Origin of the sequence: Roseococcus microcysteis, from assembly GCF_014764365.1 — a bacterium.
Classification (GTDB): domain Bacteria; phylum Pseudomonadota; class Alphaproteobacteria; order Acetobacterales; family Acetobacteraceae; genus Roseococcus; species Roseococcus microcysteis.
This window is the reverse complement of sequence record NZ_CP061718.1, coordinates 331,356-353,210: the sequence shown is the minus strand read 5'-3', so window position 1 is coordinate 353,210 and position 21,855 is coordinate 331,356. Positions and strand designations below refer to the sequence as shown.

At 69.3% G+C, this 21,855-nt stretch carries 23 protein-coding genes; 11 read left to right on the top strand and 12 right to left on the bottom strand.

Annotation, left to right across the window (positions count from 1 at the left end):
- The first annotated feature begins 23 nt into the window (after positions 1-23).
- The 4 genes from ICW72_RS01630 (at position 24) to ICW72_RS01615 (ending at position 4,288) form a co-directional block, all read left to right on the top strand.
- Entirely contained in the window at positions 24-1,901 is a 1,878-nt protein-coding gene (locus ICW72_RS01630; RefSeq protein ID WP_191084637.1) for a ribonucleoside-diphosphate reductase subunit alpha, read from the top strand.
- A 172-nt stretch (positions 1,902-2,073) separates the two neighbouring features.
- Positions 2,074-3,123: a ribonucleotide-diphosphate reductase subunit beta gene (locus ICW72_RS01625; protein ID WP_191084636.1), complete on the top strand. Its 1,050-nt coding sequence runs from the start codon at positions 2,074-2,076 to the stop codon at positions 3,121-3,123.
- Positions 3,124-3,181: 58 nt separating this feature from the next.
- Positions 3,182-3,877, top strand: a complete 696-nt coding sequence (locus tag ICW72_RS01620; RefSeq protein WP_191084635.1) for an SCO family protein — start codon at positions 3,182-3,184, stop codon at positions 3,875-3,877.
- 123 nt (positions 3,878-4,000) lie between these two features.
- Positions 4,001-4,288: a hypothetical protein gene (locus tag ICW72_RS01615; RefSeq protein WP_191084634.1), complete on the top strand. Its 288-nt coding sequence runs from the start codon at positions 4,001-4,003 to the stop codon at positions 4,286-4,288.
- A 36-nt stretch (positions 4,289-4,324) separates the two neighbouring features.
- On the opposite strand, the gene bcp is transcribed toward ICW72_RS01615, so the two are convergent.
- The 4 genes from bcp to ICW72_RS01595 are packed head-to-tail and all read right to left on the bottom strand — an operon-like array spanning position 4,325 to position 7,165.
- Positions 4,325-4,792, bottom strand: a complete 468-nt coding sequence (gene bcp, locus ICW72_RS01610) for a thioredoxin-dependent thiol peroxidase (protein WP_191084633.1) — start codon at positions 4,790-4,792, stop codon at positions 4,325-4,327.
- A 55-nt stretch (positions 4,793-4,847) separates the two neighbouring features.
- Positions 4,848-5,489 (bottom strand): aspartate/glutamate racemase family protein, encoded by a 642-nt coding sequence (locus tag ICW72_RS01605; RefSeq protein WP_191084632.1) that lies wholly within the window; start codon positions 5,487-5,489, stop codon positions 4,848-4,850.
- 5 nt (positions 5,490-5,494) lie between these two features.
- On the bottom strand, positions 5,495-5,917 hold the full coding sequence (locus ICW72_RS01600; protein ID WP_191084631.1) for a hypothetical protein: 423 nt from the start codon (positions 5,915-5,917) through the stop codon (positions 5,495-5,497).
- Between the two features lie 30 nt (positions 5,918-5,947).
- Positions 5,948-7,165 (bottom strand): MFS transporter, encoded by a 1,218-nt coding sequence (locus tag ICW72_RS01595; protein ID WP_191084630.1) that lies wholly within the window; start codon positions 7,163-7,165, stop codon positions 5,948-5,950.
- 113 nt (positions 7,166-7,278) lie between these two features.
- Here ICW72_RS01595 and queA point away from each other — a divergent pair, with 113 nt between their 5' ends.
- Genes queA through queF form a run of 3 tightly spaced genes read left to right on the top strand, consistent with a single transcriptional unit; the run spans position 7,279 to position 9,922 of the window.
- Entirely contained in the window at positions 7,279-8,349 is a 1,071-nt protein-coding gene (gene queA, locus ICW72_RS01590) for a tRNA preQ1(34) S-adenosylmethionine ribosyltransferase-isomerase QueA (RefSeq protein WP_191084629.1), read from the top strand.
- Positions 8,346-9,458: a tRNA guanosine(34) transglycosylase Tgt gene (gene tgt, locus ICW72_RS01585; RefSeq protein WP_191084628.1), complete on the top strand. Its 1,113-nt coding sequence runs from the start codon at positions 8,346-8,348 to the stop codon at positions 9,456-9,458. The genes queA and tgt overlap by 4 nt, the downstream gene beginning before the upstream one ends.
- Complete coding sequence (queF, locus tag ICW72_RS01580; protein ID WP_191084627.1) at positions 9,455-9,922, top strand: preQ(1) synthase; 468 nt, start codon at positions 9,455-9,457, stop codon at positions 9,920-9,922. The genes tgt and queF overlap by 4 nt, the downstream gene beginning before the upstream one ends.
- A gap of 3 nt (positions 9,923-9,925) precedes the next feature.
- Here the strand turns inward: queF and ICW72_RS01575 are convergent, their stop codons facing one another.
- Both ICW72_RS01575 and ICW72_RS01570 read right to left on the bottom strand, forming a co-directional pair.
- A complete protein-coding gene (locus ICW72_RS01575) occupies positions 9,926-11,299 on the bottom strand; it encodes an amidase (protein WP_191084626.1) in 1,374 nt (457 codons plus the stop codon).
- Positions 11,296-11,502 (bottom strand): hypothetical protein, encoded by a 207-nt coding sequence (locus ICW72_RS01570; RefSeq protein ID WP_191084625.1) that lies wholly within the window; start codon positions 11,500-11,502, stop codon positions 11,296-11,298. The genes ICW72_RS01575 and ICW72_RS01570 overlap by 4 nt, the downstream gene beginning before the upstream one ends.
- An 86-nt stretch (positions 11,503-11,588) precedes the next feature.
- Between ICW72_RS01570 and ICW72_RS01565 the strand changes: the two genes are divergently transcribed.
- Positions 11,589-13,229, top strand: coding sequence for a thiamine pyrophosphate-requiring protein (locus tag ICW72_RS01565; protein ID WP_191084624.1), 1,641 nt, complete (start codon positions 11,589-11,591; stop codon positions 13,227-13,229).
- A gap of 17 nt (positions 13,230-13,246) precedes the next feature.
- Here the strand turns inward: ICW72_RS01565 and ICW72_RS01560 are convergent, their stop codons facing one another.
- Complete coding sequence (locus ICW72_RS01560; protein ID WP_191084623.1) at positions 13,247-13,867, bottom strand: lysozyme family protein; 621 nt, start codon at positions 13,865-13,867, stop codon at positions 13,247-13,249.
- 321 nt (positions 13,868-14,188) lie between these two features.
- Here ICW72_RS01560 and ICW72_RS01555 point away from each other — a divergent pair, with 321 nt between their 5' ends.
- The 3 genes from ICW72_RS01555 to ICW72_RS01545 all read left to right on the top strand — a co-directional run bounded on the left by ICW72_RS01555 (position 14,189) and on the right by ICW72_RS01545 (position 16,865).
- Positions 14,189-15,124 (top strand): tripartite tricarboxylate transporter substrate binding protein, encoded by a 936-nt coding sequence (locus tag ICW72_RS01555; RefSeq protein ID WP_191084622.1) that lies wholly within the window; start codon positions 14,189-14,191, stop codon positions 15,122-15,124.
- 170 nt (positions 15,125-15,294) lie between these two features.
- A complete protein-coding gene (locus ICW72_RS01550) occupies positions 15,295-16,461 on the top strand; it encodes a thiolase domain-containing protein (RefSeq protein ID WP_191084621.1) in 1,167 nt (388 codons plus the stop codon).
- Positions 16,462-16,466: 5 nt separating this feature from the next.
- Positions 16,467-16,865 (top strand): Zn-ribbon domain-containing OB-fold protein, encoded by a 399-nt coding sequence (locus tag ICW72_RS01545; protein ID WP_191084620.1) that lies wholly within the window; start codon positions 16,467-16,469, stop codon positions 16,863-16,865.
- A 102-nt stretch (positions 16,866-16,967) separates the two neighbouring features.
- Here ICW72_RS01545 and ICW72_RS01540 read toward each other — a convergent pair whose 3' ends face one another.
- From ICW72_RS01540 to ICW72_RS01520, 5 genes are read right to left on the bottom strand one after another with little or no spacing between them, the layout of a single operon-like run.
- Entirely contained in the window at positions 16,968-17,750 is a 783-nt protein-coding gene (locus ICW72_RS01540) for an SDR family oxidoreductase (RefSeq protein ID WP_191084619.1), read from the bottom strand.
- Between the two features lie 25 nt (positions 17,751-17,775).
- Positions 17,776-18,252, bottom strand: coding sequence for a DUF192 domain-containing protein (locus ICW72_RS01535; protein WP_191084618.1), 477 nt, complete (start codon positions 18,250-18,252; stop codon positions 17,776-17,778).
- 7 nt (positions 18,253-18,259) lie between these two features.
- Positions 18,260-19,381: an acetoin utilization protein AcuC gene (locus ICW72_RS01530; RefSeq protein ID WP_191084617.1), complete on the bottom strand. Its 1,122-nt coding sequence runs from the start codon at positions 19,379-19,381 to the stop codon at positions 18,260-18,262.
- Positions 19,378-20,301 carry a methylisocitrate lyase gene (gene prpB, locus ICW72_RS01525; protein ID WP_191084616.1) on the bottom strand — a complete coding sequence of 308 codons (924 nt, stop codon included), beginning with the start codon at positions 20,299-20,301 and terminating at the stop codon, positions 19,378-19,380. The genes ICW72_RS01530 and prpB overlap by 4 nt, the downstream gene beginning before the upstream one ends.
- Before the next feature lie 13 nt (positions 20,302-20,314).
- The gene (locus tag ICW72_RS01520; RefSeq protein WP_223880743.1) at positions 20,315-21,712 is read right to left on the bottom strand and encodes a sodium:proton antiporter; all 1,398 of its coding nucleotides are present in this window, start codon (positions 21,710-21,712) and stop codon (positions 20,315-20,317) included.
- Positions 21,713-21,855 lie beyond the last annotated feature (143 nt).

Sequence of the window (21,855 nt, the reverse complement as noted above, 5' to 3'; positions counted from 1 at the left end):
CCTTGGCCGCTAGATGTGGTTGAATGCCGCGGCGAGTTGGGGCATGTTCGCCGGCCGTAGCAGAGGGGGTGCCTACCGTGTTCGACGCCGTACAATTGCAGGGGCACCACCAGGTGCAGGTGGACCGGTCGCGCGACGCGCTGCTGACCGATTTCGGCCGCGCCACGCTCGATGACCGCTACCTCCTGCCGGGCGAGAGCTACCAGGACCTCTTCGCGCGCGTGGCCTCGGCCTATGGCGATGACGCGGCGCATGCGCAGCGCCTCTATGACTACATCTCGCGGTTGTGGTTCATGCCCGCGACGCCCGTGCTGTCCAATGGGGGGACGACGCGCGGGCTGCCCATCTCCTGCTTCCTGAACGAAGCCAGCGACAGTCTCGAATCCATCGTGGGGCTCTGGAACGAGAATGTCTGGCTGGCCTCCAAGGGCGGCGGCATCGGCTCCTACTGGGGGAACCTGCGCTCGCTCGGCGAGAAGGTGGGGCAGAACGGGAAGACCTCAGGCATCGTCCCCTTCATCCGCGTGATGGACAGCCTGACGCTGGCCATCTCCCAGGGCTCGCTGCGGCGTGGTTCGGCGGCGGTCTACCTGCCGGTGCACCACCCGGAGATCGAGGAATTCGTGGAAATCCGCCGCCCCACCGGCGGCGACCCGAACCGCAAGGCGCTGAACCTGCACCACGGCATCCTGATCAGCGACGCCTTCATGCGCGCGGTCGAGGCCGATGAGGCCTGGGCGCTGACCTCGCCCAAGGATGGCGCGATCGTGCGCACCGTCTCGGCGCGGGGCCTCTGGATCCGCATCCTGACGGCGCGCATCGAGACGGGCGAGCCCTACATCATCTATGCCGACCACGTGAATTCGGCGCGGCCCGAGCACCACAAGCTGGCGGGGCTGGAGGTGAAGACCTCCAACCTCTGCTCCGAGATCACGCTGCCTACCGGCCTCGACCAGCATGGCGAGCAACGGACGGCGGTGTGCTGCCTCTCCTCCCTCAACCTCGAGACCTGGGACGAGTGGAACAAGGACCCGCTGTTCATCACCGACGTGATGCGCTTCCTGGACAACGTCCTGCAGAACTTCATCGACACCGCGCCGGACAGCATGGCCAAGGCCCGCTATTCCGCGATGCGCGAGCGTTCGGTGGGGCTGGGCGTCATGGGCTTCCACTCCTTCCTGCAATCGAAGGAGGTGCCCTTCGAAAGCGCGGTGGCGAAGGCCTGGAACAAGAAGATGTTCAAGCACATCCGCACCCAGGCGGATGCGGCCTCGCGCCTGCTGGCGGAAGAGCGCGGCGCCTGCCCGGATGCGGCCGAATACGGCTTCCAGGAACGCTTCTCGAACAAGATGGCGATCGCGCCGACGGCGTCCATCTCGATCATCTGCGGGGGTGCCTCGCCGGGGATCGAGCCGATCGCGGCCAATGTGTACAACCACAAGACGCTGTCCGGCAGCTACATCGTCCGCAACCCATACCTCAAGAAGGTGCTGGCGCGGCATGGGCGGGATGACGCGGACACCTGGACGACCATCACGGTCAACAAGGGCTCGGTGCAGCACCTCGACTTCCTGAGCGAGGATGAGAAGGGCGTGTTCAAGACGGCCTTCGAGCTGGACCAGCGCTGGGTGATCGAACATGCGGCGGACCGCACGCCCTATATCTGCCAGGCGCAGTCGCTGAACCTGTTCCTGCCGGCGAACATCCACAAGCGCGACCTGCATGGGCTGCATTGGATGGCGTGGAAGCGGGGGGTGAAGTCGCTTTACTACTGCCGTTCGCTCTCCATCCAGCGGGCCGATGCGGTGAGCGAGAAGGCGGTGGCGATCGCGGTGGACCAGCCGATATTGGCGAAGGCGACGAGCACGACGGATTATGAGGAATGTCTGGCGTGCCAGTGACCAGGGGCTCTGCCCCTGGACCCCGGCAGGAAACTTAGTTTCCTGCACCTTCGGGTTTCTTGTAGCGCGCCAGTTCGACCATAGATCAGCCAAAGTAATGAAGGTCCAGGAAACGAGTTTCCTGGCGGGGTTTCAGGGGCAGAGCCCCTGAGTTCAACCAAAGGACATCACCATGCCCGACGGCACACAAGACCAGCTTCCCATTCGCTTTGATCTTCTCACCTCCAACCCGGTCTACAAGCCCTTCCGCTACCCCTGGGCCTATGAGGCCTGGTTGCAGCAGCAGCGGATCCATTGGCTGCCGGAGGAGGTGCCGCTCGCGGATGACGTGAAGGACTGGCAGAAGAACCTCACGCCATCCGAGAAGAACCTGCTCACCCAGATCTTCCGCTTCTTCACCCAGGCGGATGTCGAGGTGAACAACTGCTACATGAAGCAGTACTCCCAGGTCTTCAAGCCGACCGAAGTGCTGATGATGATGTCGGCGTTCAGCAACACCGAGACCATCCACATCGCCGCCTACTCCCACCTTCTCGACACCATCGGGATGCCGGAGACGGAGTATACCGCCTTCCTCAAATACAAGGAGATGAAGGACAAGTACGACTACATGCAGGCCTTCTCGGTCGAGAACAAGACCGAGATCGCGAAGACGCTGGCCGCCTTCGGCGCCTTCACCGAGGGGCTGCAGCTCTTCGCCTCCTTCGCCATCCTCATGAACTTCCCCCGCTTCAACAAGATGAAGGGGATGGGCCAGGTCGTCTCCTGGTCGGTGCGGGACGAGACGCTGCATTGCCTCAGCGTGATCCGCCTCTTCCGCACCTTCGTGCAGGAAAACCCGGAGATCTGGAACGAGGAGCTGCGGCGCGACCTCTACCTCATCTGCGCCACCATCGTGGACCATGAGGACGCCTTCATCGACCTGGCCTTCGAGCTGGGCGGCGTGGAAGGCCTGACCGCGGCGGACGTGAAGCAGTACATCCGCTTCATCGCCGACCGGCGCCTGACGCAGCTGGGCCTCGACCCGCTTTACCACGTCGAGAAGAACCCCCTGCCCTGGCTCGACGAGATGCTGGGTGCCATCGAGCACACCAACTTCTTCGAGAACCGCGCGACCGAGTATTCCCGCGCCTCGACCGAGGGCACCTGGGAGGAGGCCTTCGCCGGCCACACCTTCAGCAGCGCCCAGCCCGAGGGCGAGATCAAGCTGCCCCCGCACTGAGGGCAGCCACGCGCCGCGGCCCCATGCACGCCGCGGCGCCTTGCGCTATATAAGCCGCATGCTTCGAATCCTTCGTCTCTCCAGCCTGCTCCTGATCCTGATGGTGGGTGGCGTCTGGGCCTTCGCCTGGGCCACCAAATCCCCGCAGGAAACCCTGGGCGAGGCCTTCGCCAACCGCCTGGCCTCGGTTTTCGGGCAGGACATGCCGAGCCCCTCGGCCGGCGGCGGCGGCATGCAGCTGCCCCCCGGGGTCACGCTGGGCGGCGCCTTCAGCCTGACCGACCACACCGGCCGCGACGTGACCCAGCAGGATTTCGCCGGGCGCTGGATGCTGGTCTATTTCGGCTTCACCTATTGCCCGGATGTGTGCCCGACCGAACTCGGCACCATCGCGGCCGCGCTGGACATCATGGGCCCGGAGGGCGAGGCGGTGACGCCCCTGCTCATCACCGTGGACCCGGAGCGCGACACGCCCGCGCAGCTGGCCGACTATGTGGCGGCCTTCCACCCGCGCATGATCGGCCTGACCGGCACGGCGCAGCAGGTGGCCGATGCCGCGCGGCGCTACCGCGTCTTCTACGCCCGCGCCCAGCGGCCGGAGATGACGGAATACACCATGGACCATTCCAGCTTCGTCTATCTGGTGGGGCCGGATGGGCTGGTGCGGACTTTGTTCCGCGCCGAGACCACGCCCGAGGCCATGGCGGCGGCGGTGCGCGGCCAGCTGCGCGCCGCGGGGCGCACCGGCGCGTGAGGCGGCGCGTGGCTGGCCAAAGGGGCGCGCATGCATCGGCCCCTGGCGACACGGGCTGTTCCATGTCCATAAGATTTCCAATTGAGAACGACAGGCGCGGCGCCGCCGTGCGAGGAGTGCGACATGGCGGATGAAGACGACCACGGCCAGGCCGGAGAAGAGGGCACGCGCGCCGGCGCGCCGCCGCGCCAGGGCCGCCGCCTGTCGGACAAGATCCTGGTGGCCTTCCACCAGGCCTGCGACCAGTCGGATTTCGAGGTGGCGGAGCAGTTGCTGCGCGTGCTGGAGATGATGCTGACGCGCCGTGCCGTCTCGCCCGACGCCAACCGCCGCCGCAACATCGAGACGCTGGTGGCCGCGCATGAGCGGCTGTGGCACCTGCGCCACCCGGACGCCGACCAGGAATTGTAAGGGGGGCGCGCCCCCCTTCCCTTCAGAGCGCGCCCTTCAGAGCGCCTTCGCGGCTTCCATCACCTGGGCGGCATGCGCCTCGGGCTTCACCTTGCGCCAGATGGCCTTGATGGTGCCATCGGCGCCGACCAGGAAGCTCGTCCGCTCCATGCCCATGTATTTCTTGCCATACATGGATTTCTCGACCCAGGTGCCATAGGCGCTGGCGACCTTCTGGTCCGCGTCCGAGGCCAGGGGGAATTCCAGCCCGTATTTCTTCGCGAATTTCTCGATGGGCGGCATGGCGTCGGGGCTGACGCCGATGACGGTGAGGCCGAGCTTGCCGAGCTGCGGCAGCGCCTCCTGGATGCCGCAGGCCTGCTTGGTGCAGCCGGGCGTGTCGGCCTTGGGGTAGAAATAGAGCAGGTAGGGCTGGCCCTTCAGCGCCGCGCGGCTGACCTGCCGCCCGCCCGAGGCCGGCATGGTGAAATCCGGCGCCACATCGCCCACCGACAATTCGCTCATCTCGCGCGCATCCCTCTCTGGTCGCGAACCGCAGATGCGTCCGCGCCCATGTCTTTCAACCGCCCAGCACGCGGCGCAGCTTGCGCACCGCGCTGTCGGGGGTGGTGAAGACGGGCAGGCCCGTGGCCTCGGCCACCGCGGGCGCCACATGGGCCAGGCTGAACTGGCCGAGTGCGATGGCGTCCACGCCCTGGAAACGCTGCGCCGCCTCGATGGCCAGGGCGTCGTGCCGCGCCACCCCGCCGGCATCAAGCGCGGCCAGCGCGCCCTCGGCCAGCATGGGCACCACCTCGATGCCCGGCGGAAATTCGGGGGGCATGGAGGTCAGCGTGCCGGGGAAGGTGGCCAGCAGGCCGATGCGGCGGTGGCCGGCCTCGATGATCTCCTCGATCATCGCCTCATTGGGCTTGAGCACGGGGATGGCGGCCTGCTCCGCCGCCACCGCCTCGATGCAGGGGCCGAAGGCGGAGCAGGTGAAGAGGATGGCGGCACTCCCCGTGCCGGCCGCGTAGCGCCCCAGCGTCAGGAAGCGTTCGGTCATGGCGGGGGTGAGCTGCCCCTCCCGCGCCAGGTCGGCCGAGAGGCTGTCATCCAGCAGGTTCATCAGCACCTGGCCGGGCCAGATTCGCGCGAAGGCGGCCTCGATGGGCGGCGGCGAATGGCGCAGCGCGTGGATCAGGGTGATGCGGTGGGCCATGTGCGTCAGGTCCGGCAGCGGCGCAGCACCGAGGGGAATTCGATGCAGTTGGGAAAGGCGATCTCGTCATCGCCGCGGCGGACCACGCGCAGCAGGTCCGGGTTGTTCTCGCAGCCGAAGCCGGATTCGGGCATCATCCGCCCGCCCTGCGAGACGAGGCGGATTTCCACCCCGTCATTGGTCAGCGCCACCGTCTCGATCAGGCGCTGGCGGTAGGCCACGTCCAGGTTGGCCATGCGCATGATCACGTCGCGCGTGAAGATGACGACGGCATTGCCGAAGCAGCCCGGCCCCTGGGTGTCCACGGCGGGGAAGATGCCGCCGGTCCAGGTGCCGAAGAGCCATTCATGGGGCGGGCCCGATTGGGCGCGCAGCGTCGCGGGGGCCGCGAGGGCGGGGGCGGCGAGCAGCAGGGAACGGCGGCGCAAGCTGGGCAAGGTGAATTCTCCGGGCCGGGGTCAGGGCTTTGTAGCGGCTTGCGCGGGGAGTGCCAAAGCCGGCCCGTCGCGCACGGGCAGATGCACCAGGGCGGCGAAGGCGGCGGCGGCGATGCTGAGGCTCCACATCAGGTCATAGCTGCCGGTCAGGTCGAAGATCAGCCCGCCCAGATAGGCGCCGGTGAAGCCGCCGATCTGGTGGCCCAGGAAGACCAGGCCGAAGATGGTGGCCAGCCAGCGCGTGCCGAAGTTGCGGGCGACCAGGGCCACGGTGGGCGGCACGGTGGAGAGCCACAGCACGCCCATCATCGCCGAGAAGATCAACACATTGGTCGTCGTCTTGTCGGCGAGCAGGAAGGCCGTCATCAGCACGCCGCGGCCGGCATAGATCAGCACCAGCAATTCCCGCCGCCGCCAGCGCTGGGAGAGTTCGCCCGCGGCCAGCGAGCCCGCGATGTTGAACAGCCCGATCAGCGCGATGGATGCCGCGCCCACGCTGGCCGGCAGCATGCAGGAGGCCACGAAGCCCGGCATGTGGACGGCGAGGAAGCTGACATGCAGGCCGCAGACGAAGAAGCCGAAGAAGAGGCACCAGAAAGTCGGCGAACGCAAAGCCAGCCGCAGCGCCTCGCCCGCCGTCTGCTCCACCTCGCCCGCCACCGGGGGGGCGGGCTTGTCGTTCAGCGGCAGGGCGAGCGGCACCATCAGCAGCGCGGCCCCGGCCAGCAGGAACAGCGCCCCCTGCCAGCCGGCAACCGAGATGCCCAACTGGCTCAGCGGCACCACCAGGAACTGACCGAAGCTGGAGCCCGCCGTGCCCAGGCCCACGGCGCGGCCGCGCATCTCGGGCGGCAGCAGCCGCGTCAGGCTCGCGATGATGACGGGCATGCCGGCGGCGGAAACCGCCACGCCCATCACGATGCCCGCGAAGAAGGTGAACCAGAACAGCGAGGTGGACAGCGCCATGCCCATGATGCCGAGCGCGTAGAACAGGGCGCCGCCCATGATGACGCGCCGCCCGCCGATGCGGTCGGCCACCTGGCCGCAGATGGGCTGGGCCACGCCATTCACCAGCACCTGCAAGGCGATGGCCAGCGCGAAGCCCGAGGCCGACCAGCCCAGCGTGGTCGTCATGGGGGCGAGGAAGAGGCCGAAGCTCTGGCGCAGCCCCATGGCGAGGGCGGCACCCAGCACGGCACAGGCGATCAGCAGCCCCGCGGCGCGGGGGGTGGCGGACATGGGGCGAGTCTCTCCGGTTCGGCCCATCCTGGCATGGTGGGGGCGTGCGGTCATCCGGCATGCTGTGGCGCCGGTTGCGTGCGGGCTTGGGGCGCGCTACCGCCCGGCCTCCCATGCCGCTTTCCCCCGCCGATTTCGACTTCGCCCTGCCCGAGGCGTTGATCGCCCAATCCCCCATCCGCCCGCGCGACGCGGCGCGGATGCTGGTGGTGCAAGGCGACGCGCCCGAGGATTTCGGCGTGCGCGACCTGCCGCGCTTCCTGCGGCCCGGCGATGTCATGGTGGTGAACGACACCCAGGTGATCCCCGCGCGCCTGCGCGGGCGGCGGGGTGAGGCGCGGGTCGAGATCATGCTGAACCGCGCCGAGGGCGATGGAAGCTGGCACGCGCTGGTCCGCAACGCGCGGCGGCTGCGCGTGGGCGACGAGGTGGCGATCGAGGGTGCCGATCTCACCGCCCGCGTGCTGGAGAAGTTCGAGGGCGGCGCCGCGCGGCTTGATTTCGGCGCGGACCCGGCCAGGCTGGCCGCGGCGCTGGAGGTGGCGGGCGAAATCCCCCTGCCCCCCTATATCAGCCGCGAGGGCGGCACGCGCCCCGAGGACCGGGACGACTACCAGACCCTCTTCGCCGCCCGCCCCGGCGCCGTGGCGGCGCCCACGGCCAGCCTGCATTTCACGCCCGAATTGTTGGCGGCCATCGAGGCGCGGGGCGTGAAGCGCGCCACCGTCACGCTGCATGTCGGCGCCGGCACCTTCCTGCCGGTGCGCGACGAGCAGATCGCCACCCACAAGCTGCACGCCGAATGGTGCGAGTTGAGCCCCGAGGCCGCCGCCACCATCAACCAGGCCCGCGCCGAGGGCCGCCGCGTGCTGTGCTGCGGCACCACCGCGCTGCGGCTGCTGGAGACGGCGGCGCGTGGCGTGACGGACCCCCGCGCGCCCATCCCGCCCTATCGCGGCCTGACGGACATCTTCATCCTGCCGGGCTTCGAGTTCCGCGCGGCCGACATGCTGCTGACCAATTTCCACCTGCCGCGCTCCACGCTGCTGATGCTGGTCTCGGCCTTCGCGGGCATGCGGCGGATGCGCGCGGCCTATGACCACGCGGTAGCGCAGCGCTATCGCTTCTTCTCCTATGGCGACGCCTCGCTGCTGTTCCGCCAGGACCAGGACATTTCCGCATGACGCTGCGCTGGACGCTCGAAGCCACGGATGGGCGCGCGCGCGCCGGGCGGCTGCACACCGCCCATGGCGAGGTGGAAACCCCCGTCTTCATGCCCGTCGGCACCGCCGGCACGGTGAAGGGCATGACGGCCGATGGCGTGCGCAGCACGGGCGCCCGCATCGTGCTCGGCAACACCTACCACCTGATGCTGCGGCCAGGGGCGGAGCGTGTGGCGCGCCTGGGCGGGCTGCACAAGATGATGGACTGGCACGGGCCGATCCTCACGGATTCCGGCGGCTTCCAGGTGATGAGCCTCTCGGGCCTGCGGAAAATGGATGAGGATGGCGTGACCTTCGCCTCCCATGTGGACGGCTCCAAGCACCGCATCACACCGGAGCGCAGCATCGAGATCCAGCACCTGCTGGGCAGCGACATCACCATGTGCTTCGACGAATGCACCCCCTTCCCCGCCACGCATGAGGAAGCGGCGCGGTCCATGCGCCTGTCCATGCGCTGGGCGGCGCGCAGCCGCGCCGCCTTCACCCCGCGCGAGGGCCATGGGCTGTTCGGCATCGTCCAGGGCAGCACCTATCCCGATCTGCGCGCCGAGAGTGTCGCGGCGCTGACCGCCATCGGCTTCGAGGGCTATGCCATCGGCGGCCTCGCGGTCGGCGAAGGCCAGGAGGCGATGTTCGACACGCTGGACGTCACCACGCCGCTGCTGCCCGAAACGCATGCGCGCTACCTGATGGGCGTCGGCAAGCCCGACGATCTGCTGGGGGCGGTGCGCCGCGGCGTGGACATGTTCGACTGCGTGATCCCGACGCGGTCGGGGCGCATGGGCCGGGCCTATACCTCGCGCGGGCCGCTGAACCTGCGCAACGCGAAGCACGCCGAGGATTTGCGGCCGCTGGACCCCGATTGCGACTGCCCCGCCTGCCGGAACCACAGCCGCGCCTATATCCACCATCTGTTGAAATGCGACGAGATGCTGGGGCCTATCCTGCTGAGCTGGCACAACATCCACTACTACCAGGCGCTGATGCGCCGGATGCGCCAGGCCATCCAGCAGGGACGCTTCGAGGACGAGGCCGCCCGCATCGAGGCCGATTGGAACCGACCCGAATGACCGCCACCACCGACACCACCGGCCTGACCCTGCTGGGCGCCGCCTCTCGCCTGCCCGCCAACCCGGACGAGGCGGTGCTGGAGCGCGTGCCCAACCCGCACCCGGACCTCGCTTATTGCGTGCGCTTCGCCGCGCCCGAATTCACCTCGCTCTGCCCGCTGACGGGGCAGCCGGATTTCGCGCATCTGGTGATCGACTACATCCCCCGCGCGCATCTGGTGGAGAGCAAGAGCCTGAAGCTCTTCCTCGGCAGCTTCCGCAACCACGGCGCCTTCCACGAGGCCTGCACCGTGGAGATCGCGCGGCGGCTGGTGGCGCTGCTCGACCCGGTGTGGTTGCGGATCGGGGGGTATTGGTATCCGCGCGGCGGCATCCCGATCGACGTCTTCTACGCGACCGGGGCGCCGCCCGAGGGGGTGTGGATCCCCGACCAGGGGGTGGCGCCCTATCGCGGGCGGGGGTGACGCCTACAAGGCGGGTCTTTTCGCGCGGTGGCCGTTCTCGGTCTCCAGCGCGTGGCCGGCCGCCAGCACCAGCCCATCCTGCCAGGGCTTGCCCACGATCTGCACCGCCACCGGCAGCCCGCCGGCGCCGAAGCCCGTGCACACGGAGAGTGCCGGCCAGCCCAGGATGTTGAAGGGGATGGTGAAGCCCGGCTTCTCGATGCTGGCGAACTTGCCCACCTCCGTGATCTTCGGCGCCTCGCCCACCACGGCGGCGGTGACCAGCAGATCCACGCCCTCGGTCGCGGCGAAGCTCCGCGCGATGATCTCGCGCCGCCTGCGCTGGGCCTGGAGGTAGTCGCCCGCCGTCAGCAGCGCGCCCATGCCCAGGCGCGCGCGCAGGGCCTCGCCATACTTCATGGGCTTTTCGCGCATCCAGGGCTCATGGACGGCCCAGGCCTCGGCCGCCAGCGTTACCCAGCCCGCGGCGTGGAAATCCTGGAGCGGCGGCAGGGTGACCTCCACCACCTCCATGCCCCGCGCGCGGAAGATGGCGAGGCTCTCCTCGATGCCGCGCAGCGTGGCGTCGGAGACGCGGTGGTCGCTCTCGTGGAAATGTCGGATCACGCCCACGCGCCGCGCGCGGAGGTCCTGCTTCACGTCAAAGCTGGGCAGCGGGTGGCTGGCGCTGCTGGGGTCGGCGGGGTCGTGGCCGGCCATGGCTTCCAGCAGCAGGGCGCAATCCTCGCTGGTCCAGGCCATGGGCCCGGTCGTGTCCAGCGTGTGCGCCAGCGGCAGCACGCCCGAACGTGAGCACAGCCCGTAGCTCGGCTTGATGCCGGCGATGCCGCACAGCGCCGCCGGGCCCCGGATGGACCCGCCCGTGTCCGAGCCCGTGCCACCCAGGATCATGCCGGACGCCACCGCGGCACCCGTGCCGCTGCTGCTGCCGGCGGTGAAGCGCTCCGTGTCCCAGGGGTTGCGGGCGGGGGGCCAGGGCAGGTCGAAGCTGGGGCCGCCAAAGGCGAATTCATGGGTGGCGAGCTTGCCCAGGAGCACGACACCCGCCTCGCGCCAGCGCGCCACGGTGAAGGCGTCCTGCGCCGGCACATGGTCCTGCATCTGCGCGGAATGGCCAGTGGTGGGGATGCCGGCCGTCTCGTAGATGTCCTTGTGGCCGATGGGGATGCCGTCGAGCTTCCCGCGCAGGCGGCCCGCCATCTGGCGCGCTTCGGCGGCGCGGGCATCGTCCAGGGCACGTTCGGGCGTTTGCAGGATGAAGGCGTGCAGGGCGGGCTGGTGGGCCTCCACGCGCGCCAGGCAGGCCTGCGCGAGTTCCACGGGCGAAAGGCGCTTGGCCGCGATCTCGCGCGCGGCCTCGGCGATGGTCGGGATCATGCGCGCGCCACCGGCACGGCGAAGGTATAGGCAGGCTCGGCGGCCATGGGGTTGGAGGGCGCGCGCAGCCGGTCCAGCAGCACGCGCAGATGGGGGTGGGCCAGGCGCAGCGCCTCCGCCTCGGCGGGCGGGAGGTCGAGGCCCACCTGGCGCATCACCAGGCTGAATTCCTCGGGGCTCAAGGGCGGGTGCAACTCGGCCATGCGCGTCTCCTGTGCGGGCCACCAGCTTGCGGCCGCTCCGGCGCGAGGTCTAGCGTGGCCCCCAACCAGCAAGGAAAGGAAGCGCCATGAAGGTCGGCGACGCCATCGCGGAGATCATGAAGCGGGAGGGGATCGAAATCCTCACCGGCTACCCCGTGAACCACCTCATCGAGCACGCGGCGGCGGTGGATATCCGCCCCGTCATGGTCCGGCAGGAGCGCATCGGGCTGCACATGGCGGATGCCATCAGCCGGGTCACCTCGGGCAAGAAGCTCGGCGCCTTCTGCATGCAGCACGGGCCGGGGGCGGAGAACGCCTATGGCGGTATCGCGCAATGCTTCGGCGAGAGCATTCCGGTGCTGGTCATGCCCATGGGCTATCCGCGGCGCATCGCGCATGTGCCGCCCAACTACAATTCCACCATCCAGATGCGCGGCGTGACGAAATCCGCCGAGGCGATCATGTCGGCGGCCGAGGTCCCCAACATCATGCGCCGCGCCTTCGCGCGGCTGCGGAACGGGCGCGGCGGGCCCGTGCTGGTCGAAATCCCGACCGACATGTTCAACGAGGAACTGCCCGGCGAGCTGGACTACACGCCCGTCGTCGCCACGCGCTCCGGCGCCGATCCGGTGGACATCCGCCGCGCCGCCGAGATGCTGGCCAATGCCCGCCGCCCCGTGATCTATGCCGGCACCGGCGTGCATTGGGCGCAGGCCTGGCCGCAGCTGCGGGAGCTGGCGGAACTGCTGGCCATTCCCGTGACGTCCAGCCTGGGCGGGAAGTCCTCCTTCCCCGAGGATCATGCGCTGGCGCTGGGCTCGAGCGGCCTCGCCATGCCCAAGCCGGTGCGGCATTTCCTGGACAATGCCGATGTGATCTTCGGCATCGGCTGCTCCTTCACCGAGACGAATTTCGGCGTGAAGATGCCGGCGCGGAAGCCTGGCGGCGTGAAGTTCATCCACGCCACGCTGGACCCCGACCATATCGACAAGGACATCCGCTGCGACATCGGCCTGGTGGGCGATGCCGCGCTGATCCTGGACGCGCTGCTGGAGGAGCTGCGCGGCCGCGTGAAGGAAAAGCGCGACCACGCGCCGGTGCAGCAGGAGATCGAGGCCATCCGCGCGCCCTGGCTCGCGCAATGGGCGCACAAGCGGGATTCCAACGACGCCCCGCTCAACCCCTACCGCGTGCTGCGCGACCTCTGGCGCACGGTGGATGTGGACAACACCATCATCACCCATGATGCGGGCAGCCCGCGTGACCAGCTTTCCCCCTTCTGGATCAGCCGCACGCCGCTGTCCTACCTGGGTTGGGGCAAGACCACGCAGCTCGGCTATGGGCTGGGGCTGGCCATGGGCGCCAAGCTCGCGGCCCCCGACAAGCTCTGCATCAATGTCTGGGGCGATGCGGCCATCGGCTTCACGGGGATGGATTTCGAGACGGCGGTGCGTGAGCGCATCCCCATCCTGTCCATCCTGCTGAACAATTTCTCGATGGCGATCGAGCTGAAGATCATGGCCCTCAGCACCGAGAAATACCGCACCACCGACATCAGCGGCGACTACGCCGCCATGGCGCGGGCCTTCGGCGGCTATGGCGAGCGGGTGACGGAGGTGGCGCAGATCATCCCCGCCATCCAGCGGGGCATCGAGCAGACGCGCAACGGCGTGCCCGCGCTGCTCGAATTCATCACCAGCAAGGAGACCGAGGTCTCCCGCCTGTAGGGCGCGGCCGCCGTGGGTCAGAAACCCGCGGCGGCGCTCGCGACGCCGCGGCGGCCCGCCTGGGCCTCCGCGGTCTGCAGATGGGCCTCCGCGTCATTGCGCAGACGCTGGGCCGTGGCCTCGGGGCAGCGCGTGCTCTGGAACAGGTCGCTGCCGGGGTTCGTCACCTCCAGCTTGGCGCGCACGCGGCAGACCAGGCTGCGCGTGTTGCCCGGGCTCGCGCCATGCCAGCGGCGCAGCGCCTCGGTCCAGGAGCCGTTGTTCTCCCGTGCCCAGCGCGCCAGCACGCCGCCCGCCCAGTCGGCGGCGGTGAAGGGATCGAGCGGCCAGTCCTCGCCGCGCGCATGGACGCGCGCATTCACCTGCATGCAGCCCGCCATGACGCTGCCACGCGCCTGGCGGAGCAGTTGGCGCGCCTCATCGAGGTCGGCCGGATAGTGGGGGGTGCCGCGGATGGACAGCGCATGGGCGTGCAGCCCGCTCTCCGACAGGGCGATGGCGGTCAGCAGCCCGCGGGGCAGGCCGTGGATGTCCTCGGCCCGGCGGGTGGCCAGCAGGCAGGCGGCCCGGGGGCCGCGCGTGGCGCCCCGGAACTGCGGGTCGAAGGCCGGCAGCAGCTCCTGCGGGGCGTCGCGCATGCGCGGCTGGTCCGCTCGCGCACTACTTGGCGCGACAGAAAAGCCGACCGCGAGGACGCAGCCGGCAAGTATTGCGAAAGCAAAGCGCTTGTACGCCATGCGGGGGCCCCAGGGTGCACGCCGATCCGGCGCTGCCGTGGGAAGGTGATGCCCGTCCAACATGAAACAGCGCGTAGCATGCTGTGACGCGAAAGGGCAACCCAAGTGGTTTTCCTGAGGCCAGGACTGCCCCATCTGATGCAGGAGGAAGGTAATTTCATGCCAAATTCCCGCCGCATTTTGCTGACCGCTGCCGCTGCTTCGCTTGGTTGCGCCACCGTCTTGTCGTCTCCGCGTGCCCAGACGGCAACACCGGGTTCGGTGCGCCTCGTCACGCCCTTCTCGGAGGGGGGTGTCGCCGACATCGCGGCCCGCCGCTTCGCCCGCCACGCCGTGCGCCATCGTGGCGCCGGCGCCTTGCCGCTGCGGGTCGAGAACATGCCCGGCGCCTCGGGCGCGCTGGGCACGGCCGCCGTGGCGCGCGCGGCGCCAGACGGCGAGACGCTGCTGCTGGCGCGCGTCGCCTCCTCCGCCATCCTGCCCGCCACCGACCCGCGCACGGCCTATGGGCTGGATGACTTCACCTGGCTCGGCCTGCTCGATGCCAACCCCTTCGTCATCGCCGTGCCGGCGGGCGCGCCTTTCGCGGACCTTCCCGCGCTGCTGGCCCGGCTGCACGACACCGCCCAGCCGCCGCTGCGCTTCGCCACCAGCGGGCCGGCCACCATCCTCGACCTTGGCATCCGCAAGATGTTCGTGCTCGCGGGCCTGCCGATTGACGCGGCGGAGGCGGTGGCGACGCGCGGCGGGGGCGAGGCGCTGGCCGCCATGCTCGCGGGCGAGGCGGATTTTCTCGGCGGCAACCTCGGCGACATGATGGAGGCCATCCGCGCGCGGCGCGTGCGGCCCCTCGCCATCGCGGGGAATGCGCGGCTGCCCCTGCTGCCCCAGGTGCCCAGCACCGCCGAGGCGGGGCTGCCCGACATGGCGCATCTGTCGGGCTGGAGCGCCATCGCCGCCCCCGCCGGCCTGCCCGATGAGCTGGCCCGGGAGTGGGAGGGCGTGATCCAGCGCGTGGGCGCCGACCCGCGCTGGGTCCGCGAGACCGAGGCCGAGGGCAGCCGCCCCATCATCACCGATGGCGCGGGCGCCCGGGCGCATGTGCTGGCGCAGATCACCCTCTACCGCGACATCGCGCGGCGGCTCGGCCTGGGCTGAGGGCGCGAACGGAAAAGCGGGCCATTTCATCGGCCATGCGGTTGACGGATCGCGGCGTGGGGGCAACCCTCTGCCCGCGATGATCGCTCGCGGCATGAATGCTGACGCCGATCCCGGGGGGAGTTGAATTCCGCGATGACGCCACACGCCAGAAAGGGGGCCAAACGCCCATGAAGAATCCCGCCTACATCGTCGGTGCCTTCGAGCACCCGACGCGCAAGGCCGAGACCAAGTCCACCGCCCAGCTCCATGCGGAAGTCGCCTATGGCGCGCTGCAGGATGCGGGGCTGCAGGCCTCCGACATCGACGGCTATTTCTGCGCCGGCGACGCGCCCGGCATGGGCGGCCTGTCCATGATCGACTACATGGGCCTCAACAAGCTGCGCCACTATGACACGACGGAGAGCGGTGGCTCCTCCTACGTGATCCATGTGGGCCATGCGGTCGAGGCCATCATCCAGGGCAAGTGCAATGTCGCGCTGATCACGCTGGCCGGCCGTCCGCGCGCCGAGGGCATGCAGACCGGCACCGCCGTGCGCAGCTTCGGCGCGGGCGTGCCCGATGAGAGCTTCGAGCTGCCCTATGGCCGCACCATCGCCACCATGCACGCCATGGTCGCCACGCGGCACATGTACGAATTCGGCACGACCAGCGAACAGCTCGCCTGGATCAAGGTCGCGGCGTCCACCCATGCGCAGTACAACCCGCACGCCATGCTGCCCAAGGTGGTGACGGTCGAGGATGTGGTGAACTCGCCCATGGTGGCGGACCCGCTGCACCGCCTCGACTGCTGCGTGATTTCCGATGGCGGCGGCGCGCTGATCGTCGCGCGGCCCGAGATCGCGAAGTCGCTGAACCGCCCCAAGGTGGGCGTGAAGGGCTGGGGCGAGGCCTACAAGCACCAGAACTCCGGCGGCATCGACCTGACCTACTCCGCCGCCGCGATGTCGGGGCCGATGGCCTATGAGAAGGCCAAGGTGAAGCCTTCCGACATCAAATACGCCTCGATCTATGACAGCTTCACCATCTCGGTGCTGGTGCAGCTGGAAGACCTCGGCTTCTGCGAGAAGGGCAAGGGCGGCCAGTTCGTGCAGGATGGCGGCCTGATCTCGGGCGTGGGCAAGCTGCCCTTCAACACGGATGGCGGCGGGCTCTGCAACAACCACCCGTCCAACCGCGGCGGCATGACCAAGGTGATCGAGGCGGTGCGCCAGGCGCGCGGCGAGGCCCACCCGAAGGTGCAGGTTCCGAACGCCGACCTCGTGCTCGCCAACGGCAAGGGCGGCAACCTCGGCACGCGGCATGGCTGCGGCACCGTCATCCTGGAGAGGGAGTGATCCTCATGGCAACGCAAGCCTTTGACCGCACGCCCCAGGCGCCCGCGGAAAGCCCCGACAACAAGCCCTATTTCGACGGCTGCCGCGAAGGCAAGCTGATCCTGGGCAAGTGCAAGGACACGGGGAAGCTGTTCCACTACCCGCGCCATGTCTCGCCCTTCACCCTCTCGAACAATGTCGAGTTCGTCGAGGCGAAGGGCACGGGCGAGATCTATTCCTGGTCCGTCGCGCGCGGGAAGGAGCCGTTCTGCGTGGCCTATGTGAAGCTCGATGAAGGTCCGATCATGCTGACCAACATCATCGAGTGCGACCTGGACGCGCTGAAGTGCGGCCAGAAGGTGAAGGTGAAGTTCAAGGCGACCGAGGGCGATGGCGCCCCGGTGCCGATGTTCGTCCTGGCCTGATACGTTTTTGAGCGACTGATTCACCGCTCCGGCGATTCCGCCTCCGCGGATCAGGCGCCTGGCCAGCAGCCCCCGCCGGAAACGGCGGGGGCTTTTTCGTGTTCAGCCCATCGAGGAATTGAACGCGCCGCCATCCATCACGAGGTTCTGCCCCACGATGAAGCCCGCCTGCGCGCTGCACAGGAAGGCGCAGGCGCGGCCGAATTCGTCGGGGTCGCCCAGGCGGCCGGCGGGGTTGCGCGCGGCGTTGGCGGCCAGCTCCTCCTCGGCCGTCTTGCCGCTCTTCGCCGCGGCCGCGGCCGCATTGCCGCGCAGCCGGTCGGTCAGGAAGGGGCCGGGCAGCAACCCGTTGATGGTCACGTTGTGCGCCGCTACCTGGCGCGCCAGCCCCGCCACGAAGCCCGTCAGACCCGCCCGCGCGCCATTGCTCATGCCCAGCGCCGGGATGGGCGCCTTCACCGAGGCGGAGGTGATGTTCACGATGCGCCCGAAGCGCCGCGCGATCATCCCATCCACCACCGAGCGGATCAGGAAGATCGGCGTCAGCATGTTGGCGTCCAGCGCCTTGATCCAGGCGTCGCGCTCCCAGTCGCGGAAATCGCCAGGGGGCGGGCCGCCGGCGTTGTTGATCAGGATGTCCGGCTCCGGGCAGGCGGCGAGTGCGGCGGCGCGGCCTTCCTCGGTGGTGATGTCGCCGGCGACGGCCGTCACCTCGGCGCCGGTGGCGGCGCGGATTTCGGCGGCGGTGGCCTCCAGCGCCTCACGCCCACGCGCGGTGATGACGAGGCGCACGCCCTCCCCTGCCAGCGCGAAGGCGCAGGCCCGGCCGAGCCCCTTGCTGGCCGCGCAGACGATGGCGCTGCGCCCCTTGATGCCGAGGTCCATCTCTCTCTCCCTTGTGTGGTGACGTTCAGCGGGCGGTGCCGAAGATGCGGTGCTCGACCAGATCTCCGACGCGCAGCCCGAAGCGTTCGGCGGCCCCCGCCTGCAATTCCAGCGTGGCGCGCACCGGGCCGCGGCTGTCTATCGTGGCGAGGCTGAGCGGTGTCGCGCGCTCATGGATACGATGGATGCGGCCATCGGCGCGGATGAACACCATGTCCAGCGAGATGAGCGTGTTGCGCATCCACATGGAGCTTTCGCGCGGCGCGCCCCAGTCGAAGAGCATGCCCTCATCCGGCTCCATGCTGCTGCGGAACATCATGCCGACCATCTGCTGGTCCGGGCTGAGGGCCATCTCGGTGCGGAAGGTGTGGCGGGCGCCGTCGCGGGTCACGATGACCAGGGGCTCCGTGGGCAGGCGCGGCTGCGGGCGGTCCACGCCGGGCTGGGCGGCGGCCATGAAAGGCGCCAGCAGGAGGGCGAGCAGGAAGGGGCGCTTCTTCATGGCGCCATCATGCCATGGCGAAGAGGCTTTCGGGCAGCCCCCGGGCGAGCAGGGCGCGCACCTCCGCGCGCACGGGGCCTTCGCGCGGGGCGTCGAGCAAGGTGGTGAACCAGTGCGGCGCGGGGTTGCGGCCGGCGGCGCGGTGGAAGCTGAGGCCGCGCAGCACCTGTTCGGCGGCGTCCGGCAGGCGCAGCGGTGGGGCGATGCCGTTCAGCTCCGCCCAGGCCAGCGTCCAGCAGCGGGCCACGGACCAGGGGTTGTAGCCCCCTCCCCCCAGCAGGATCAGCCGCGGCGCCGCGCCGCGCAGCGAAGCCACGAGGTCCCGATGCGCATTGTTGGAGAGGGCGAGGCGCGAAAGCGGGTCCTCTAGCAGCGCGTCGGAGCCGCATTGCAGCATGATGGCCTGGGGGCGGAGGCGCGCGATGAGGGGTTCGATCAGCCCCTCGCGCAGCGCGCGCATCTCGGTGTCATGGAAGCCCGCCGGCACCGGCAGGTTCAGGGCCTGGCCGCCGGCCATGTCCTCGGCCGCGCCGCTGAAGGGCCAACGGGCGCCCTCATGGATGGAGACGGTGACCACGCGCGGCTCGTCCTGGAAGGCGTCCTGCACGCCATCGCCGTGATGCGCGTCCACGTCGAGGTAGAGAAGGCGCGTCAGCCCCTGGTCCAGCCAGGCGAGCAGCCCCAGCACGGCGTCGTTCACGTAGCAGAAGCCGGAGCCACGATCGCGCCGGCCATGATGCGTGCCGCCGCCCGGCACATGCACCACGCCGCCCTGGCGCGTGAGTTCGGCGGCCAGCAGCACGCCGCCCGCGCTGGTGGCGGGGCGGCGGAAGACCTCGCGGTAGACGGGGTTGCCGTCGGCGCCGATGCGATAGCGCTCGCGGTCCTCGGGCGTCACCGCCTGCGCTTCCTCGGCGCGCTGCAGGGCCGCGATGTAGCCGGGGTCGTGAAAGCGGGTCAGCGCCGCGACATCCGCCATGGGGCTGTCGCGGTATTGCGCGGGCTCCACCCAGCCCAGCGCCCGGATGAGGTCGAGCGTGGTGGAGACGCGCGGGATGGCCAGCGGGTGCTTGGGGCCATAGGTGGAGCGGCGATAGATCTCGCTGCCCACCAGCAGCGGGCGGCTCAAGAGCTTTGCGGCATGCCCTCGGGGATGATGGTGCGAACGAGGCTCGCGTCCAGCTCCTCATATTCGTGGTAGCGGATGGTGGCGTAGAGCTCGGCCCGGGTCTGCATGCGGTCGAGCGCGCCCTGGGTGCCGCCCTCGGCCGCGATCTGGGCGTAGAGCTTTTCCCAGGCCTTGGCGGCGATGCGCAGGTGCGAGACGGGCCAGATCACCATGGAATAGCCCATGGATTCGAATTCGGCGGCGGTGAAGAAGGGGGTGCGGCCGAACTCGGTCATGTTGGCGAGCAGCTTCACGCCCGGCATCCGCCGCGCGAACTCGATGAACATGTCGCGGGTGACCAGCGCCTCGGGGAAGATGGCGTCGGCGCCGGCTTCGAGGTAGCGCTTGGCGCGGTCCACGGCGGCGTCCATGCCCTCGCTCGCCACCGCGTCGGTGCGGGCGATGACGTAGAGGTGGCGACGCGCCTTGCGGGCGGCGGCGACCTTGGCGGCCATCTCGTCCACGGAGGCGAGCTTCTTGTCGTTCAGGTGGCCGCACTTCTTGGGAAGGTGCTGGTCCTCAAGGTGGACCGCGGCCGCCCCCGCATCCTCGAAGGCGCGGACCATGTGCATGACGTTCAGCGCCTCGCCATAGCCGGTGTCGCCATCCACCAGCAGCGGCATTCCGGTGGCGCGCGCCACCTGGCGGATGTGGAAGCAGACATCCTCCACCGTGATCATGCCGAGGTCGGGCAGGCCCATGGTGGCCGACATGGCGGCACCCGAGAGATACAGCGCCTCGAAGCCCTGCTTCTGCGCCAGCAGCGCGGCCAGGCCGAGATGCGCGCCGGGCATCTGCAGGATGTTCGGGCGGTCCAGCAGGGCGCGGAAACGCTCGCCGGCGGGACGGTCGGGCAGGTCGGCGCCGATGACATAGGGCATGGCAGGGCTCCCGTCAGTGGAGGAAGAAGAGGAAGGTGCACAGCACGAAGAGCGGCACCAGGAACAGGCAGGCCCAACCGAAATAGCCGAAGAAGGAGGGCATGCGCACCCCGTTCTCCTCCACGATGGCCTTCACCATGAAGTTGGGCGCGTTGCCGATATAGGTGTTGGCGCCCATGAAGACCGCGCCGGCCGAGATGGCGGCGAGCGTGGCCGCGCCCTGCGTCATCAGGAATTGTGGATCACCACCCGCCAGGTTGAAGAAGACGAGGTAGGTGGGTGCGTTGTCGAGGAAGCTCGACAGCGCGCCGGTCAGCCAGAAATACACCCAGGGGATGGGCGCGCCCGCGCCATCGGAGGTCAGCGCCACCAGCGGCGCCATGGCGCCCGCGGGGCCGGCCTTCAGGATGGCGATGACCGGGCCCATGCAGAGGAAGATGGCGGCGAAGAGCTTGGCCACCTCCGCCATGGCGCCCCAGGTGAAGCCGTTCGCCTCGCGCAGGGACTTCGACGTCAGCAGCATGGAGACGGCGGTGACGGCCAGGAAGATCGCGATGGCGACGAGCCGCTCGATCCCCACGGTCTGGCCGAGGACGGTGGTGGTGCCGGGGCTCCAGATGCCCTGGAGCAGCACGCCGAAGACCACGACCAGGATGAGGCCCACATTCACCCAGCCCTCGATGGACAGGCGCACGCGCGCGCCCTCGAAGCCGGGCTTCACCGGCTCCTTCGCGTAGAGCCAGGTGTCGAGCAGGAAGTAGATGCCCAGCAGCACCACGGCGCAGACGGCGAAGGGCAGGAAGAGGTGGATGGTGGGCCAGAAGAAGGACACGCCCTTCAGGAAGCCGAGATAGAGCGGCGGGTCGCCGATGGGCGTCAGGCTGCCGCCGATGTTCGACACCAGGAAGATGAAGAAGACGAAGCTGTGCACCTTGCGCGTGCGGTCCGCATTGGCGCGCAGCAACGGGCGGATCAGCAGCATCGAGGCCCCGGTGGTGCCCATCATGCTGGCCAGGATGGTGCCGACGGCGAGGATGGCCGTGTTGGTCAGCGGCGTGCCCACCAGCGTGCCGCGCAGCAGCACCCCGCCGCCCGTGGTGTAGAGCGCCAGCAGCAGCACGATGAAGGGGATGTACTCGTCCACCAGCACGAAGGCGACCTCGTTCGCCGCGGCCCCCACACCGAAGAGGGCGGCGAAGGGAATGAGGAAGGCCGCACCCCAGGCGGCCGCCACCTTGCCGTAGTGGTGGTGCCAGAAATGCGGCGCCAGCAGCGGCATCAGCGCGATGGAGAGCAGGATGCCCGCGAAGGGCAGGCCCCAGATCAATCCGATCTGGCTGCCATCTATGGACGCGGCATGGGCGGGGGTGACGACACAGGCGAGCAAGAGCGCGATCAGAACCGGACGCAAGGCCACCCCCTGGAAAAAGCGGCCAAGGCTTTCCCCAAAAAACCCCGCGCGTCAACAGAACGACCACGGTTTCCAGCCCTTGGGACACCCCCCGGCGCACCGGGGGGTTTGCGTGGGGGCGCCCCGGCCCCTAATAACGCGAC